At 43.3% G+C, this 18,852-nt stretch carries 12 protein-coding genes; 3 read left to right on the plus strand and 9 right to left on the minus strand.

What is annotated here, in order from left to right; translation table 11 throughout:
* The first annotated feature begins 94 nt into the window (after positions 1-94).
* Positions 95-1,132, plus strand: coding sequence for a potassium channel family protein (locus LA303_RS02885; protein WP_240526435.1), 1,038 nt, complete (start codon positions 95-97; stop codon positions 1,130-1,132).
* Positions 1,133-1,144: 12 nt separating this feature from the next.
* A complete protein-coding gene (locus LA303_RS02890; RefSeq protein ID WP_240526436.1) occupies positions 1,145-2,101 on the plus strand; it encodes a calcium/sodium antiporter in 957 nt (318 codons plus the stop codon).
* A 38-nt stretch (positions 2,102-2,139) separates the two neighbouring features.
* Here the strand turns inward: LA303_RS02890 and menD are convergent, their stop codons facing one another.
* From menD to radA, 9 genes are all read right to left on the minus strand, one after another.
* Positions 2,140-3,822: a 2-succinyl-5-enolpyruvyl-6-hydroxy-3-cyclohexene-1-carboxylic-acid synthase gene (menD, locus tag LA303_RS02895; protein WP_240526437.1), complete on the minus strand. Its 1,683-nt coding sequence runs from the start codon at positions 3,820-3,822 to the stop codon at positions 2,140-2,142.
* Complete coding sequence (locus LA303_RS02900; RefSeq protein ID WP_240526438.1) at positions 3,819-4,934, minus strand: isochorismate synthase; 1,116 nt, start codon at positions 4,932-4,934, stop codon at positions 3,819-3,821. The genes menD and LA303_RS02900 overlap by 4 nt, the downstream gene beginning before the upstream one ends.
* Complete coding sequence (locus LA303_RS02905) at positions 4,934-5,356, minus strand: hotdog fold thioesterase (RefSeq protein ID WP_240526439.1); 423 nt, start codon at positions 5,354-5,356, stop codon at positions 4,934-4,936. Before LA303_RS02905 ends, LA303_RS02900 begins: the two co-directional genes overlap by 1 nt.
* Positions 5,357-5,547: 191 nt before the next feature.
* A complete protein-coding gene (locus LA303_RS02910; protein WP_240526440.1) occupies positions 5,548-7,026 on the minus strand; it encodes a TolC family protein in 1,479 nt (492 codons plus the stop codon).
* Positions 7,027-7,177: 151 nt separating this feature from the next.
* Positions 7,178-8,557 carry an ABC transporter permease gene (locus LA303_RS02915; protein WP_262901553.1) on the minus strand — a complete coding sequence of 460 codons (1,380 nt, stop codon included), beginning with the start codon at positions 8,555-8,557 and terminating at the stop codon, positions 7,178-7,180.
* A gap of 91 nt (positions 8,558-8,648) precedes the next feature.
* A complete protein-coding gene (locus LA303_RS02920; protein ID WP_240526441.1) occupies positions 8,649-14,207 on the minus strand; it encodes a PAS domain S-box protein in 5,559 nt (1,852 codons plus the stop codon).
* Positions 14,208-14,436: 229 nt separating this feature from the next.
* Positions 14,437-15,522, minus strand: coding sequence for a butyrate kinase (gene buk / locus LA303_RS02925; protein WP_240526442.1), 1,086 nt, complete (start codon positions 15,520-15,522; stop codon positions 14,437-14,439).
* Positions 15,523-15,570: 48 nt separating this feature from the next.
* On the minus strand, positions 15,571-16,473 hold the full coding sequence (locus LA303_RS02930) for a bifunctional enoyl-CoA hydratase/phosphate acetyltransferase (protein ID WP_262901554.1): 903 nt from the start codon (positions 16,471-16,473) through the stop codon (positions 15,571-15,573).
* A 202-nt stretch (positions 16,474-16,675) separates the two neighbouring features.
* Positions 16,676-18,040 (minus strand): DNA repair protein RadA, encoded by a 1,365-nt coding sequence (radA, locus tag LA303_RS02935; RefSeq protein ID WP_240526443.1) that lies wholly within the window; start codon positions 18,038-18,040, stop codon positions 16,676-16,678.
* A 140-nt stretch (positions 18,041-18,180) separates the two neighbouring features.
* On the opposite strand from radA, the gene ruvA reads away from it, so the two are divergent.
* Complete coding sequence (gene ruvA / locus LA303_RS02940; RefSeq protein ID WP_240526444.1) at positions 18,181-18,762, plus strand: Holliday junction branch migration protein RuvA; 582 nt, start codon at positions 18,181-18,183, stop codon at positions 18,760-18,762.
* The last annotated feature ends 90 nt before the right edge of the window (positions 18,763-18,852 follow it).

Genomic DNA, 18,852 nt, shown 5'->3' on the forward strand with positions numbered 1-18,852 from the left:
GCGGGACTAAAGCGGACAGCATGAAAAGCCACCCATAAAACTTTAACTGTTCAGTAGTTTTATTTTTTAGCTTTGCACAAATAAAAAAATTGTTTTGAGAATTCAACTGAGCCGAATTCCCGAATGGGTAAAAGCCGGGATTTATGTTATTATTCTGATTGCCATAGGCACATCGGGCTACATGTTTATTGAGTCGTATTCGTGGCTTGATGCGTTGTATATGACGATCATCACCATTTCTACTGTCGGATTCAGGGAGGTGTATCCTTTGTCGGATCCCGGCAAGATTTTTACCATGTTCATTATTTTGTCGAGTCTTGGTGTGGTGGCGTACTTTATTTCGCATCTGACCCAACGACTTTTTAAAGCCCAACTCAGCTTTTTCTTCAGCGGGAACCTGAAGAATCTTAAACTTAAAAAAATGGAAAATCACATTATTGTTTGCGGTTATGGCCGGAACGGAAAACAGGTGGTAGAAGAACTAACGGCTTTTGATGAGAAAGTGATTGTGGTGGATAAAGACCACGAACTGGTGGTGAATAATGCTACGCAGGCTTTTCAGGTTATTGAAGGCGATGCCACGGAAGATGAAGTGTTGTTGAAAGCAGGTATTGCCCGGGCGCGGGCTTTGATTGCCACGCTTCCGTTAGATGCCGATAATTTATTTGTGGTGTTAACTGCACGGGCATTGAATCCGGATTTGAACATTATCAGCCGGGCTTCGAGCGAAAGTGCGGAACGAAAATTGCACATGGCCGGGGTGAACAGTGTGGTGATGCCCGAACGGGTGGGCGGAGCCCATATGGCTACGTTGGTTGCTCATCCGGATGTGATGGAGTTTATGGAGCATTTAAATATTCATGGCCATTCGCCGGTACAGCTGATGGAGATTGCCTGTGCCGATCTTCCGGAAGATTTGATGCACAAACCGTTGAAAGAACTGGAACTCCGGAAGAAAACGGGGGCAAACATTATTGGTTATAAAACGGCTGGCGGTGAGTATATTCTGAATCCGTCACCGGAAACGAAATTGTATCCTCATTCTAAGATCTTTGTTTTAGGTACCCGTGAGCAGGCAGAGGAGATGCGCAGAATATTACGCGGCGGTATTCCAAAAATAAAATCCCGTTAATTTTCCGGAATTATGTTTGTTACCTATCTTACCTTTTTTTCGGGTTTTGCCATTTTGATTGCCGGCGCACAGCTGCTGGTAAATGGTGCCACCAGTATTGGGATGAAACTGAATATTTCGCAGATGGTGATGGGATTAACGGTAGTGGCACTGGGAACTTCGTTGCCGGAATTGATTGTGAATATTTTTGCCGGCATCAAAGGAAATACAGACTTGGCCATTGGCAACATTCTGGGCAGTAACATTACCAATACTTTGCTGGTGGTAGGTGCAGCGGCGTTGGTGGTTCCTATTCCTTTTAGTAAAAAGACTTTACAACGCGATATTCCTTTTAGTTTGTTTGCCCCGATTATTTTGTTTGTTTTGGCCAACGATGCGCTGTTCGGTCGCCAGGATATCATCAGCCGGATGGACGGAATTATTTTATTGATTTTGCTGGGCGTATTTTTATATTTTACTTTTTTTAAGCAAGGATCTTCCGCTAACAGGCCACAAGAGGAATTTAAGCAGTTTTCGTGGGGATTATCTGTGCTTTTTCTGGTTTTAGGCGGGTTGGGACTTTATTTTGGCGGAAAATGGATTGTAGGCGGTGCCGTTACCATTGCATCAGCCATCGGAATCAGTGAAACGGCTATGGGGCTTACGTTGGTAGCCGGGGCTACCTCATTGCCGGAACTGGCCACTTCTATTATTGCTGCCCGGAAGAACAATGCAGATATGGCACTGGGTAATGCGGTGGGATCCAACATCCTGAACATCTTTATGGTGTTGGGTATCACGTCGGTGATTAAACCCATTCCGTATGCTTCGTCGTTGAATATTCAGCTGGGACTGGTTTTGCTATCGGGTCTTCTGCTTTTTGCTTTTGGTAAATTGGGAAAAAACAAAAACACCTTGAACCGATGGGAAGGGCTGGCTATGGTGCTGATTTATATTGCCTTTGTCTGGTTTACTACGGTGTTTCAGTGATTTAATTACATAGCCCCATTTTCAGATTTCAATCTGTTTTAGGATTCCAGAAACCGGAAATAATCTTTTAAAATTTGGGCATTATTTTGTTCGTTGGTGAAAATTTCGAGCAATGCCGGGCGGCGGTTTACGGCGTAAAATTCCTGAAGAACCGTTGTTAATTCGGTTTCGTTGCGGACTGAGAAATAGCGGATATCAAAAGCCTGTGCTATGTTTTTAGCTTCCCAGGGATGGCTGGTGGCGAAAAATTTCTCGCGTTGCCGGCTGGTGTCAGGGCCGGGAATAAACCGGAAAATATCCCCGCCGCCGTTGTTCATGACAATAATTTTCAGATTGGGGGTAAGGTTTTGGTTCATCAGGGCGTTTGAATCGTAAAGAAAGCCAATGTCGCCGGTAATGATGGTGTTGATTTTTCCGGTTTCGGCAAAGGCATTCCCCGCCGCGGTGGAAACCTGTCCGTCGATACCGCTGACCCCGCGGTTTGAAAAATAGCGAAACTTCGGAAAACTTCCGAACAGTTGAGCATAACGTACCGGCGTGCTGTTGCCCAGATGTAAATGACTGTTTGCCGGTATTTCCCGGAATAAAATATCATACACTTTTAAATCGCACCAGGGTATTTCCGACAGGAAGCGGTTTCGCTTTTGTAGTACCTGTTGCTTATGGTCTTTCCAGAAATCGCGGTAGTGGCTTTTGTTTTCCGTCAGGTCGTTTTCTGTCCGGGTGAAAAAGCTTTCGGCGTCGGTTTTTACCACACCGGAAAGGCAAAAATAGGTGTCTCTTTTTTCGCCGGAAGGCGAGATGTGCCAGTGTTTTTTTGCCGGAAAGGTTCTGAGCAGCTTTTTTATCTTTTTTGATACAACAGCGGTTCCGAAAGTGATGAGCAAATCGGGTTGAAAATCGGTGAGTTCGTCTTCGGAAATCGCCGTAATCAGGTTGTCGATTTCATCCATAAAAGCCGGCGAATGCAGGTTGGAAGTGGTTTCGGTCATGACAGCCACCTGTTCCTGTTGGGCCAGCCGTTCCATCAGCCGGTTCAGTTTTTCCGAAGGATTACCCTGTCCGGCCAGAATCAGGGTTTTCCGGCTTTGACGCCAGTCGTGCAAAAAAGCATGGATTATTTCGCCGGAAGGTTCCGGCAATTGGCCGATTGTTTTTTCAATGGTTCCCGTTTCGGGAATTTCTGTCAGGTTGTACAGCGGCTCATCCAGCGGGATGTTGATGTGTACCGGACCGGGTTCGGGAAATTGTGTTTGGTCGATGGCTTCATTAATCAGCCGGTTCACTTCCTGTTTTTCTTCTTCGGAAGATATTTCAAGGGGAAGGGTGAACGATTTTTTGATGTAATTGGCAAAGACGTTGTTTTGCCGGATGGTTTGTCCGTCGCCCACGTCAATCAGATGTGGCGGCCGGTCGGCTGTGAGGATTAGCAGCGGGATTTTTTGATAGTAAGCTTCGGCGATGGCAGGGGCATAATTCAGAACGGCACTGCCGGAAGTACAGGCAATGGCTACGGTACGCCGAAGTTGCTGTGCCATGCCCAGGGCAAAAAAGGCGGCGCTGCGCTCGTCGATTACGCTCACTGCTTTTACGGCAGGATGTCCGGTAAAAGAAAGTACCAGCGGCGCATTACGCGAACCCGGCGAAAGGACTATGTCCTGAAGGCCTTTTTTAACAAAAATATCAGTCAGTAAGCTGACTGTTTTTTTATCGGAAGTCATGGGGCAAAGTTCCGTAATTTTTCCACAACCGACAAGAGTGTTTGGGCTTTGTCTTCGGTTTCCTGCCATTCTTTTTCGGGAAGGGAAGCTGGAGTAAGTCCTCCGCCGGCATAAATTTCCATGCTGTTTCCCAAAAAACGGGCACAACGCAGGTTAACAAAAAGATGCTGTTGGTTTTTTACCTGCCACGGCCCCAAAAAGCCGGTGTAATAATGACGCCGGTGTTTTTCGGTTTTTTCGATAAGCTGCAGGGCTTGCCTCTGTGGAAGTCCGCCTACGGCCGGGGTGGGGTGCAGCGCTTTGGCAAAAAGACCGGTTTTGGTTTCCTGCCCTTTTACCGCAAAACGAAAACGGGTGCAAAGATGGGCCAGATTGCCGGCAAGAAGTGTTTCGACCGGTTTCTTTTCATAGTTTTCAATTCCCAGATTTTGAATTTGTTTTTCCACAAATTCGGTAACAAAAGCCTGTTCTTCTTTTTCTTTTTTTCCCCAGGGCTGCATTTGTTTTCCGGAAGATAATTTCCGGGTGCCTGCCAGCGCCATGGTTTCCAAAAAACCGTCATCCTGTTTTAACAGTGTTTCGGGGGTAGCCCCGGCCCAGTAGCCTTCGCCCGGAAGATGAAAGAAATAGACGAAAGCCGCCGGATATTTCTCTTCCAGCTGTTCAAAAAAAGTATCGAAATCGAAAGCCGAAGGCAGCGGTTTTTTCAGCACTCTCGACAGAACCACTTTTGCGGCTTTGCCTTTTTTCATGCTGCTGACAAGCTGTTTTACCTGTTGCAGGTAAGCCGGTTTATCAATGAAAAAGTTTTGTTCTTGCGGAAAGGATGTTTCCTGATCGGGTAGATGGTCGATAGCGGCAAGCAACTGTTGGTATTCTTTGGTTTTTCCGGCGACGATATCCGGTTTTATAAGGCGGATTTCTCCTGTTTTGTAAGCATCAAATGGTGCGATGATAAACCCTTTTTGATTTGCCAGTTTATCTGTTTGAAATACATTTTCCTGCTGCGAAAGCTGAACCAGAAAAGTAATTTCGCCGGTACCGGGAAGACGGTAAACTGCAAAAGGCAGGTTTTTGGATAACAAACGGCTGATGAGTCGGAAAGGCGGCATTATTTCTTCTTGTTCACGATAAAAATGGTAATTCGACAGGCGGAAATCAGCTGTCCGTTTTCGTCTTTGATGTCCACATTCCAGATGTGGGAACTGCGTCCCTGATGCATGATGACGGCTTCGCCGGTTACTTTTCCGTGGCGGGCGCTGCGGATGTGGTTGGCCGTAACGTGCTGTCCTTTTACGTCAAACTTTTCGCGGTCAACCATCAGTGCCGAACCCATGCTGGCCAATGTTTCGGCCAGGGCAATGGTGGCTCCGCCGTGCAGAATGCGCATGGGTTGAAAAGTACGCTCGTCCACCGGCATGGTAGCTTTCAGATACCCGGTTTTGGCTTCGGTGTATTCAATGCCGAGTTGTTCCATCAGCGTTCCCCGGTTCATCGCGTTCAACAGGGTAATGTCAAAAGTTTTTTGTTCCATGAACAGTCGGGTTTAAAAAGCAAAGATACGGTTTTCATGCTTTTTTGTATGTTGCTTTTTATTCAAACGAAGAGAGGGTTGTTTAAGAAAAATTCAAATTAGGGCACAAAACTTCCCTAATTAATAAAGATTAGGGCAATTAAGTGCCTTAATTTTACCATTTGAAGAGTTGCACGGTGTAAAAAGTGAGTTTAATTTACCAATAGCTTCGTATCTACTGTAATCGGAACGTCTTTCTGAAAATCGTACAGGGTCAGTTTACGTAGTTCGTAATAGTTTATCCAGTATTTTTTCAGGGTGTTAAAATAATTCAGCTTGGCATTGTCGTTATCAATTTGGGCGTTGTTCAGTTCCAATACGTCATTTACCATCCCGATCATATAGCGTTTATGCGTAATTTCATACCTTTTTTGAGCAACGGTATCGGCTTTGGCAGCAATGGCCAGCTGTTTTTTCTGCATGGCAAACTGCATCACTTTCAGGTAGATATTTTGCTCGAAATCAATTTTGTCCTGTTGAACAGCCGTTTTTACCAGTTCCTCGTTTGATTCGGCCATTTTGATGTTTCCTTTGGCTTTGCCCCAGTCAAGTAATGGTAAAGTAATTCCCATACTCACCCGTTCCTGGTTTAACGGACTTTGATAGGCTTCCTGCAGGGTGTGTGCTGTTTGTGAAAGCCCAAAGCTGGCATACAGGTTCATGTCGAAACGGCCGTTCATCCGGGCCATATCCAGCTGGCTGGCTGCTTCGAGTAACCGTTGGGTAAATTGTAAAGATGTCGAAGTATTCAATTTGGCTTCTTCCACCGCTTTGTCCACGGGGACATTAAAAAATGAAATTAACAGCGGGGGGACGAGCTCAACTTTACCGCTGTCTTTTAGTCTTAGAAAAGATTTAAACCGGAACAGTTTGTCGTTGTAATTCAGCCGGCTTTGTTCTACCGATGCATCGGCTTTTAGTAAATTCAATTGCAACTGCAGCAGGTCGTTTTCGGCAATTTTCCCAAGGTTATATCGCCCTTTGGCAATGCGGTATAACGTATCGTAGTTATGATAGTTTTTTATGGCAATTTTTTGTTCGATCTGGGCCGTTAATAATGAGAAAAAGTAATTAATGGCTTTAATGGCAATGTCTTCTTCGGCTTCCATGTATTTCCGTTTGGCTTCTTCATATTTTATGGGTTCGATTTTCTTCTGCCATTTGTACGGGTTGTAAGTGAACAGTGGTTGTATAAAGCCGATATTGACCACATTGCTCAGGTATTGCCGGGTGGAGGTATCGGTAAAAAAGTTATCCATGCGCTGTAATCCGGTGTTGACAAAAACTTCACCACCGGTGAGTCCGATTTTCTGGTTAAGTGAAAGGCCAAGCGAATAATTGGCAATACTTTGCGAAGTATAGGAAACCGTTCCGTCGGGTGCCGAAATGGCATTGATGCTGCGGTTCAGGTCGGGCAGGGTGGCGCTCAGGTTCAGATTGGGAAGGTAAGTGGCTTTGAAAGTACGGTATTGCCAGTAGCTTTTACGAAACTGATGGATAGCAATCAGTGCATCGGGCGACTGCTTCTGGGCAATATGAATGACCTGTGCCAGCGTGTAACGTTTTACTGACTGTGCAGGAAGTTTAGAAAAAAATAAAAAGGCAAAAAGAACCAGGATAATCTTTTTCATGATGAAAAATGACAATGATTAAAAGGTTTTAAAAAATGTATCAAAATCCTTACAAAGGTAATCATTCGAATTTATCTCCAAAAAAGTATTGGTAATGATAGAAATGCCTTGAAAATAAGGGTGTTATGACTGTAAAGGTGTTGGCATGAAATTAATCATGACGCAGCGATTCCACCGGATCCTGCTGTGCGGCTTTCTTTGCCGGCAGATAACCGAAGATGATCCCCACGGCTGCCGCTACGCCAAACGACAACAAAATAGACCAAAAAGAAACGATGGTAAGAATTCCTGTGGTAAGCGTAATCACTTTGGCCATAATGACGCCGAGCAATACGCCAATAACGCCTCCTGTGATACTGATAAAAGTAGATTCGGCCAGAAACTGGAAGATGATATCTTTTTGTGTGGCACCGGTAGCGCGGCGTACGCCGATTTCGCGAATGCGTTCCATCACCGATGCCAGCATGATATTCATGATGCCGATACCCCCCACCAACAACGAAATGCCGGCAATGGCACCCAGTACAATGTTAAAAATGTCTTTGGTTTTTTGTTCCTGCCGGAGCAGTAGCTCCGGAATTTTGATTTCGAAATTTTGGGTGTTCTGATGCCGGCGAGTCAGTATTTTCTTAATCACTTTTGCCGTAGGTACCAGTTCACTGCTTTCTTTTACCTGTACCACGATTTTGTCGAGCTGGTTGTTGTTGGCTCCCTGATTTTGACCGTTATCGCCTCCAAACAGGGTGATGGATCCTCCTCCGATAAAAAAAGTTTGTCCGCCTCCGGAAAGCGATGCCTGGTTAATTAAAGACCGGTCTTTATATCGTAACAAGATGGTTTTTAATGGCGTAAAGATGGTTCTGTTGTAATCCAGAATTCCCATTTTTTCGGCTTTTTTATCTACTCGTAAGCCTTTGATGATGCCGATTACTTTAAGCCATACATTTCCGGCTTTCAACTGTTTTCCAAGGGGATCTTTGTCGGGGAAAAGCCGAGTGGCCACTTCCGGTCCGATGACACATACCGGTTCTCCATTGGTAGCTTGTTGCGGTGTAAAAAAAGCGCCTTTTCGTATGGAAAGATTAAATATCCGGAAAAAGGCCGTAGAAATACCGGTAAGCTGCGCATTCACTTTTTTCCCGTTGGTAGAAGCTGTTACTTTGTATTCAACAACCGGCGTGATGTATTGAATGGTGGGCAGTATGTTTTTGATGTTTTCGACATCATTCAGGGTTAAACCGGAAACATATTTTTTTTGCAGGGCCTTTTCGTTATCATTTCCGGTCTGTTTATCGTCTTTTGTATTGTCATTTGCTGCTTGATTCTGGTTTTGTGGCAGAATGACAATATTATTTACCCCGACAACTTTGATCTGGTTCAGAATTTCCTGGCGGGCGCCATTTCCGATGGCCATCATGGCAATGACGGCTGCTACGCCGAAAATAATACCCAATGCCGTAAGAAAGGAACGCGACTTGTTTAGGAAAACCGCTTCCAGCGAAACCGACAGAATTTGAAGATATCTTTCCAACAGGATGGTTTTTTTCTGTTTGCTAAGGTAAAAAGTTTCTGTATATCCTGAAAAAGTTCTTTCCCCGGTTTTTTATGAATACGAGGTGCTGTTAATCCGGTTTTCCGGAAATCAGTTTGTCGATTACAGCATATAAATCTTCCTTTTGAATGGGTTTACTCAGATAAGCATCGCAGCCGGCTTCCAGCGCCCGTTCTTTTTCTTCTTGTGTGGCATAAGCGGTCGTGGCAACCACGGGAAGTCCGGGATGTTGTTTTTTTATTTTCCGGGTAGCTTCATCACCCGATAATATCGGCATTTTAATGTCCATGAAAACCAAATCATACTGATTTTTCTCTGCCATTTCGATGGCTTCCCGGCCGTTGGTGGCGTGGTCTATATTTTTTACTTTGTCTTTGAGCAAAACCTCCATATAAAGGTAGTTGGTTTCGTCATCTTCAACAATCAAGAGGGATAAATCTTTTCTTTCTTTGATTTTATATTCCGGCGATTGAGCGCTTTTTAATGCCTTTTTCTCCGGTTGTTCGTAGTCGAGTGTAAAATAAAAACGGGATCCCTGGTTGGGTTTTGATTTTACTCCGATGGTTCCTCCCATGAGTTCTACCAGACCTTTGGCAATGTTGAGCCCCAGTCCGGTTCCTCTGACGGCTGCGGATACTGCTCTTTCACCGCGATAAAAAGCATCAAAAATAAGTGCCTGCTCGTTTTCATCAATTCCAATTCCGGAGTCTTCCACGAAAAAGGTAATTTTATTCTGCGAAATGTTAAATCCCAGATTTATAAAACCTTCAGGAGTGTATTTGATGGCGTTGGAAACAAAATTGGTCAAAACCTGTTTGATCTTATAATCATCGGCATAAAATAAAATATCGTTTGCATTTTCCGGTAGTGTTGTACGGAGTTCCAGATTGTTTTTCATTTCCGGAAGGTTGAACATCTCAAAAATCTCTTTTACTACATCTGCTGGGCGAAAAGCTATTTTTTTTACCGGTAATTTTTCACTTTGTAGTCTTGACAAGAAAATTACATCATCAATCAGGTTAAGCAACTGTCGGGAGCTATTGCTGACAATTTTGGCGTAACTCTTCATTACTTCGCTGGAGCGTGCATCAATCATCAGATCAGAGAAACCCATAATGGCATTCATTGGGGTGCGGATTTCGTGGTTCATGTTGGCCAGAAAAGCCGATTTCAGCCGACTACTCTCTTCGGCAGCTTCTTTGGCCGCCAGCAATTCGCGTTCAGCTGCTTTCCGCTCGGTAATGTCGGTCATGATGCCGATCAGATGTTCTACTTTTCCTTCATCATTGGTGACTGGTGTGATGATTTCTTCTACCACATAGAGGCTACCGTCTTTTCGCCGGTCTACAATTTCACCTTTCCATACTTTTCCGGCTTTCAGGGTTTTATCCAGAACATCATAAAAATCTTTGTCTTGTTTACCCGAGTTAATCAGGTCGCCGGTGGAATGCCCCACCGCTTCTTCAATGGAATAGCCGGTTAATGTGGTAAAAGCCCGGTTAATCCACTCAATTTTTCCATTGGCATCGGTAATTACAATGGCATTTGCCGCGGCGTTCAGGGCTTTGTCACGCAGCCGAATGGCTCGTTCGGCTTCAATTTCTTTGGTTACGTCACGGCCATGTCCTACCGTGCCGATTAAATTTCCGTTTTCATCGAAAATAGGCGCTTTAAAAACATCGAGAGCCAGGAATTTTCCTTTTACGTATCCGGTTTCCAACGACCGGATGGCTTTTTTGGTGCTCAGCACTTTTTTGTCAGAATCTGAACATTCCAGGTCAAAAGTAAACCATTTGTCATCGTTAGGATGGAGGCGGCGTTGTCTTTCCGCAAAATAGGAGTCGGTTTTGCCTATTGGTTCTTTAACATCATTGGCTAACAGAAGTTTTTCGGCATTGGCTTTGTTGGAAAAAATGAAACGATTTTCCAAGTCTTTGGCCCATACAAGGTCCGGGATATTATCTGACATCAGTCGGAAAAGGCGTGATTGTTCACGGTATTTTTGTTCACTTTCGCGAATGGCTTTTTCCATTTTTAACCGTTCTGTAATATCATGAAAAACAACAGCCCGTGATATTTCACCACTGGCATCGGTATAGTCTATGGCCGTGATCTCCACCGGCAACAGGCTTCCGTCTTTTTTAAAGATTTTTATTTCGTAAGGCTTAGCGTACTTTTTCTTAATGTTTTGATAGATTATGGAATACGAATCAGGATGTGCCAGTTTTTTTACCACATTGCAGCCTTTTAGCTCTTCCAGGGTATAGCCGGTTATTTTTAGAAAAGTCTGGTTGGCATCTACAATGACAGAGTTTTTATGGATTACAATACCTTCGGTGGTAATTTCAGAAAAACGCTGAAGCCGGGCTTCGCTTTCTTTAAGTGCTTGTTCGGCTTTTTTGCGTTCCGAAATATCACGGACTACAGCCAATCGACCCTTGATTTTCCCTTTGGCATCATAGAGTGATGTTACATTAAGTTCCACAGGAAGTCGTTCTCCGTTTTTTTTCAGGAGTTCAATTTCGTATAACGGAATAGTTTCTCCCTCAACCCCCCGTTTAAATTTTTTAATGGTAGATTCCACATATTCGGGAGCAACAAATTCCCAGAAATATTTATTAATGGTTTCTTCCGGTTCGTAACCGGTCATTTTTTTCAATGAAGGACTCAAAAAAGTAAATTTTCCTTCAGTGTCAAAGGTTAAAATGAGGTCTGAAGAGGTTTCTGCCAAAGAGCGGTATTTGTTTTCACTTTCGCGAAGGGATTCTTCAGTCTCAACAATGTCGGTAATGTCGGTGATGGTTCCTACATAACCGGCGAACCGGCCGTTAATAAATTCAGGAGCAGCATGGCCCAAAACCCAGCGGACAGTACCATCAGGACGAACAATCCGGAACCGTTCCTGTGAGTAGTCGTGTGCAGCAATGCGTTTTTCCCAGCGGTGAATTAATTCATCCTTGTCTTCAGGATGTAAAATATCGATCCATCCTTGATTTAAAGCTTTTTCGATCGAATAACCTGTGATTTCGCTCCATTTGGGGTTGACATAAGTTGTTTTCCCTTTGGCATTAGTTCTGAAAATGCCTGTAGGCGAAATATTGGCCAGGGTTTGAAAAAGTTCCTGACTTTCGCGTAAAGCCTGTTCTGCTTTTTTTAAATCGGTGATGTCACGGGTTTCATTAACAATGTATTTTTTCCCGTGAACAGAAATCAGTTGTGCAGAAATCAATCCGATGACCATTTGATTATTCCTTCCACGAAAAAGTACTTCCTGGTTTTTTACAAATCCCGTTCGTTTCAACTGTTCCACCATCTTTTCGCGATCCTCCTGACGGGCCCATACCTGAAGTTCCATATCCGTTTTTCCTAAGATCTCATCATCACTTTTAAATCCCAATATGGTTTTAAAACTTTCATTGATTTCCAGGTATCTACCGGTTATAAATTCATTAATGGCGATGGCATCGATACTGGTGCGGAAAATAGAGTGGTATTTTTCTTCGCTTTCCATTAGCAGTTTTTCTGCCTGGTATTGTTCAGTAATGTCGCGCAGGATAATGTAAACTTTTTGGATAATCCCTTTTTCATTTTTTAAGGGGACGAAAATATTTTCGGCCACCAGTTTCTTACCCCATTTGGAAGTGTATTCTGTTTTAAAACGAATGGTTTTACCGGTTTCCAGACAATCTTTAAAATGTTTCGTATATCCAGTTTTGATTAAAGGCGGAAATTGCAGAATATTTATTTTTTTGGTTTCTTCCACAGAAGGTGAGCCGATAATTTCCAGTAGTTTCGGATTGGCATCCAAAATGGTTCCGTCAGGCCGGGTGGTAAGAATGGCAAACGGCGCTTTTTCAAATAGCAACCGGTAGTTGGTAATGCTTTCCCGTAGCTGTTCTTCCGCAACTTTCTGGTCGGTAATATCCACCGTGTTTTCTACAACATATTTTATATTATGGTCTGTATCGAAAATGGGATAAGCCGAAATTCTGAAATATTTTTTTTCTCCATCCGGTAAAAAAACACTATCAGTTTTATTTACAGAATGTTTCTTTTCAAAAACTTCTTTTACGGGACAATTGTCGCAAATCCCCTGTTTGCCCATGAAAAACGAATAGCATTTTTTTCCCTTTATTTCGTCCAGGGTTACGCCTCGCATTTCCAAAAGGCGACGGTTAGCCAAAACAATTTCGAAATCTTTATTAATAAGGTTGGCCGGGAAAGGTGAACTGTTGAAAATAGAATTGAATTTTTCTTCGCTTTCTTTCAGTTGTTCTTCCGCTTTTTTCAGGAGTGTCATATCAAAAGAGAAAGCAAAGATGACATCTTTTCCGTAATAAATTCCTCTTTCAATGGAAACCAGTTTTGGAAAAATGGTGCCATCGGTTCTTTTTCCCCAAAATTCAAACTGACAGGGTTCTCCGTTCCAGGCTCTCTCGATATAATCCTCTATAAGAAGATTTTTATTTTTTTCTTTAGCCGAGAGAACTTCGGGGGTTTTCCCCAGCAGATCTTTTTTATGCTTCAGTTTGTATAGTTTTAGTGCAGCCTGATTGACATCCAGAAATTTACCAGTTTTATCCTGCACGTAAATGGCTACGGAATGGTTGTTAAAAATACGTTCAAAGGCCTCTTTACTTTGCTGCAGGCGTTGTTCTGCTTTTTTCAGGTAGCTAATATCTCTGATCAACGTTAAATTCAGGTCTTCACCGGTAAATTTGACCAGAACGCCCTTGGTGAGTACCGGAATCTTTTTTCCGTTTTTTAACGTGAGCCAGGTGGAAAAATAATGACCGGTTTGTCTTTTTTCGAAGACGCGTTCCAGTGCCCGGATGGCTCTATCTGTTTCATCAGGAGGTAAAAAAGAAGTAAAAGGAACTCCTATAAGTTCACTCGGATCAGAATTATCATAATCTTTAATCCGTTGATTGATGTAACGGATAATCCCATTCCGGTCAATTAAAACGATAATGTCAGGGGCATTTTCGATAACCCGCTGATAATTTTCCTTGGTTTCGAGAAGCAGCTTTTCGGTTTCTTTTTTGTCGGTGATGTCATGAATGATGGTGAAAATAACCGTTTTTCCTTTATAGGTGATCTTTTCACTGTTAACTTCCACTGTTTTTATGGTGCCATCAGCTAAACGGTGGTCGAATATAAAATAAGATTTTTCGCCCGAATGTGCTTTCCCTAATTCTTCCTGAATGATTCCAAGAGATGAAGCATTAATTTGTGAAACTTTCATTTGGGTGAGCACATCGTGCGGATACCCATAAAAACGACAGGCAGCCGGATTGGCGTCTTCAATGCGGCGGGTTTCCGGATCGATCAGCAACATCACAGAATGACTTTTTGTGAAAAGCGTTTCAAATCCGGTTTCGTTTTGGGTATTTGCTTTTCTCTTTTTTTGGTAAAGTTGCAGATAGTTCTTTAACCTTTTTTCCCAAAGAACGGCAGAAAATGGAGTAGTGATAATGTCATCTACGCACTCGGGAAAATGCAGCGCATCTGGTTGGTTTCCGGTAAACAGAATAATCGGAATTTCATGTTCTGATTTTATTTTTGAAAAAGCAGTACATAAGTGAGAAATAGCTTCGTCATCTGTAAAAAGGAGATCTGCTTCAGACACTTTTTCCGGAGAAAAATCAACGGTGGAAACAAATTGTATATCAGGACATATTTTTTTCAGTACTTTTTGAATCGGTTGAAAAAAAGAAGGATTTGTTGTAATAAAATATGTCTTGCAAATACCTGTTTCCATTTTAGTATGTTTTGTTTCTGGATAAAAGTGTCACCACACAAATATAACTAAAACCTGTAGAAAACAGAAAAAGGTTCAAAAATTAAGAAAAACGAAATCAGTCTTCGGGGTAGGTTTTGGGCTTTACTTCCCCTTTTATAACGCGCAAACCGTTCATGGCCAGTGCTTTCATTTCGTCTTCTCCGGGATACACATGTACGGGAGCCAGCCGGTGCACATACGAAATAATTTGATTTACGAAGTATTTGTCATGAGCAATGCCGCCGGTAATCAGAATGCCGTCAATTTCATATTTCAGGACAGCGCCCATGGCACCTACTTCTTTGGCTACCTGGTAAGCCATAGCATCGTAAATTAGTTTGGCTTTTTCGTCTCCTGCCGCTGTTCGTTGTCCAACTTCGTAGGCACTGTTCGTGCCGAGGTAAGCGACCAATCCGCCTTCGCCTTTAATCATTTTTTCTACTTGTTTCAGGGTGTATTTTCCGCTAAAACACAGCCGGGCAAGGTCACCTACAGGTAATGTTCCTGAACGTTCGGGTGAAAATGGTCCGTCCCCGTCAAGTCCCTGATTTACATCTACAACCTGGCCTTTTTTATGAGCGCCTACCGTGATGCCTCCGCCAAGATGAACTACAATCAGGTTCAGCTCTTCGTACTTGCGCATAATGGATTTTGCATGCTGGCGGGCAACGGCTTTTTGATTCAAAGCATGAAAAATGGAACGACGTGGCAACAATGGATGTCCTGAAATACGTGCTACATCGTCTAATTCATCAACTACAACCGGATTAGTGATATAAGCTTTGGCATGGGGTAACGACCGGGCAATATCGTAAGCAATTAATCCACCCAGATTACTGGCGTGTTCTCCATAACGACAACTGCGCAAATCGTCGAGCATAATGTCGTTAACTTCAAAAACTCCGGATTTAACTGGCCGGAGCAGGCCACCGCGGCCCATTACCACCCGGATCAGATCCAGCCGGATATCGGCATTTTTTAATTCTTTAAGAATAAGATTTTTCCGAAACTCAAACTGGTCAGTAATCACTTTGAACGGAGCCAGCTCTTCGGTTGTATGCCGAAGCGTTTGGATAAAAACAGGATTCGTACCTGTGTACACCGCTATTTTGGTGGAGGTAGAACCGGGATTAATGGCCAATATCCTGATGGCTTCGTTCATAAAATTACAGATTAAATTCTGTTTGCCTTAGCGGCGGCAAAAGTACGATTATTTAGCGGTAATGGCGGCCAATGCAATAGAATAAAGTTTGGTTTTAATGCTGTCGCCACGCGATGAAAGTACAGCAGGAACACGCGCTCCCACTACAATAGCCCCCTGTTCTCCGTGGGCTAGTTTGGTGTTGGCTTTGTAAAAAACGTTACCCGATTCAATATTGGGAAAAACCAAACAATCCGCATCGCCTGCTACCGGACTGTTGATTTTTTTGATCTCGGCGCTTTCTTTGTCAATGGCAACATCCAAAGCCAGCGGGCCTTCAACCAGTGCTCCTTTAATTTGGCCGCGGTCAGCCATTTTTGAAATTAGTGCGGCATCTACACAGGCTGGCATTTTAGGCATCACTTGTTCCGTAGCTGCCAATACGGCTACTTTAGGTTGTTGTATGCCCAAAGCATGCGCTGTTTGGATAAGGTACTGCGTGATGGCTATTTTTTCTTTTAATTCCGGAAGCGGAATAATGGCTACATCGCCAATGATCAGTAATTTATGGTATGATGGATTTTCCATTACCGTAACGTGGCTCAAAATGGCACCGGGAGTCATCAGCCCGTTTTCTTTATCCAGAATAGCACGCATGTATTTGTCGGTACTTACCAGCCCTTTCATGAGCATGTCGCCATGTCCTTCATTGATAATTCTCACTGCCCACCGGGCGGCTTCTATTTCTTCGGGTTGATTTACAATCTGGAATTTATGGCTGTCGATGTTTTCTTTTTGGCAAACGGTAGTGATGATTTCTTTGTCTCCTACTAAAGTAGCTTCGATGATGCCCATGTCAACGGCTTGGCTTATTGCTTTAATGGTGTGTGCATCGTTGGCAAAAGCGGCTACCAGTCTCTTTTTGTTTTTGGCCTGCAAAGCAGGGAATAATTCATCTAATTTTTTAATCATGATGTGCTGTTTTTGTCCATGTGAAAACTTTCACAAAAATACGATAAATTTGCTTCCGGCTGGCTAAATCCATAAACTCATTCCTGTTTTTGAAACACAGGTGCGGTTTCAAAAACAGGAATTTTAAAAGACATTTATTGGTTTCTTCTTGTTTCACAAAGTATAACGAAGCTGGGATTTTGGCTCGGAAGGTGGTTGTTTTTTATCCGAAAAGTTCTTGTAACAGGTCTTCTATGTTGCCGATACCGACAATTTCAATTTGATGTTGTTTTTTGTCCAATCCTTTCAAACTGTATTTCGATAAAATGATTTTATCAAACCCTAGTTTTTCGGCTTCTGTAATGCGGTTTTCCACGCGGGTTACTGCTCTGATTTCTCCGGAAAGTCCCACTTCAGCGGCAAAGCAAACCTGACTGTCGATAGCCAGGTCTTCGGTTGAAGAAAGAATGGCAGCCACCACGGCCAGATCGATGGCCGGGTCATCTACGCGGATACCTCCGGCAATATTCAGAAAAACATCTTTCGTGCCGAGTTTGAAACCGCTGCGTTTTTCCAAGACAGCCAGCAGCATGTTCATACGGCGCAAGTCAAAACCGGTAGCCGAACGCTGAGGGGTTCCGTAAGCCGCTTGGGTTACCAGAGCCTGTGTTTCAATAAGCAGCGGACGCTGGCCTTCTATCATGGCGGCAATGGCAATGCCGCTGGTGGCTTCATCGCGTTGCGAGAGGAGAACATCGCTGGGATTCTGAACTTCTCGTAATCCGCCGGCATGCATCTCAAAAATTCCCAGTTCTGAAGTCGAGCCGAAACGGTTTTTCATCGAACGTAAAATCCGAAATCCATAATGCCGGTCTCCTTCGAATTGTAAAACGGTGTCTACCATGTGTTCCAATACTTTCGGACCGGCTAAGTTTCCTTCTTTGGTAATATGTCCGATAAGAAAAACAGGAACTTGTGTGGTTTTGGCAAAACGCATGAGCTCTCCGGCGGTTTCTCTGATTTGTGAAATACTTCCCGGCGAAGATTCCAGGGTGTCGCTATAAAGTGTTTGGATAGAATCGATGATTAAAATGTCGGGCTCTAAGGATTCAATTTGTTTAAAGATGTCGGTGGTAAATGTTTCGTTCAACAAAAAACACGATTCGTTTTGTATTCCGATACGGTCAGCGCGCATTTTAATTTGTTGCAGGCTCTCTTCGCCCGAAACATATAAAATCCGGTGGCCTTTCATCTTCAGAGCTGTTTGTAGCAGGAGTGTGGATTTTCCAATACCGGGTTCGCCACCTACCAGTACAACCGAGCCGCTGACCAGTCCGCCTCCCAGTACACGGTTTAACTCGGTACTTTGGGTGTTTATCCGGTCTTCTTTTTCGGAGGTAATTTCACCTATGGGTACCGGCTTGGCTTTTTTGTCCCCTTTTTTAACTCCTTTTTTTTTATCGTCAGCTTTGCTGATTACTTCTTCTACAAAAGTGTTCCATTCGCCGCAGGCAGGGCATTTTCCCAGCCATTTTGATGCCTGATAACCACAGTTCTGACAGTAAAAAACAGTTTTTGTTTTTGCCATTTTACAAAAGTAGGAAAATTGATTGAGCCATACGAAAGGGGGCATGCGTTTTCCTGACAAAAAAGTTTTCTATACGTTTCGTATGAGATAAATTGTATTTTTGTCTTTCAGCAGAAAGGCAAACAAAACCCGGACAGGATATGTACGAATATTTTAGTGGACGAGTGGTTGAAAAATCTCCTACTCATGTTGTTATTGATAATCAGGGTATTGGATACCGGATTAACATCTCACTTTATACTTTTGATCAAATTAAAGACCGTGAATCGGTAAAACTGTTTGTACATTACGTAGTGCGCGAAGATGCGCAAATTTTATATGGTTTTGCGGATGAACAAGAGCGTGAACTGTTTCGTGCCTTGATTTCGGTTTCTGGAGTGGGGGCGAATACAGCCCGGTTGGTACTCTCATCGTTGAGTGCTGATGAGGCTTATAATGCCATTGCTTCGGGCGATGCTGCCGTGTTGCAAAGTGTGAAAGGTATTGGTGCCAAAACCGCACAGCGCATTGTGGTAGACCTGAAAGATAAACTCGTAAAACAGGGATTTTTGCCGGATAAAGTCAGTGTTTCCAACAATACAATCAAGAATGAAGCGTTATCAGGGTTAGTAATTCTTGGGTTTAACAAAGTCATGGCATCCAAGGTGCTGGATAAACTGTTAAAAAAATCAACTTTCAACAGTGTGGAAGCACTCATCAAAGAAGCATTAAAAAATATGTAAAAAGAAAGGCTGCCTCTGTGCCGGCCCGTGTCAGATTAATTTAAAAGGTTAAGGTGCAATACTTTTTCAAATTACGTAAGTGGTTTTTAT

The organism is Candidatus Sulfidibacterium hydrothermale, from assembly GCF_020149915.1.
Taxonomy (GTDB): domain Bacteria; phylum Bacteroidota; class Bacteroidia; order Bacteroidales; family F082; genus Sulfidibacterium; species Sulfidibacterium hydrothermale.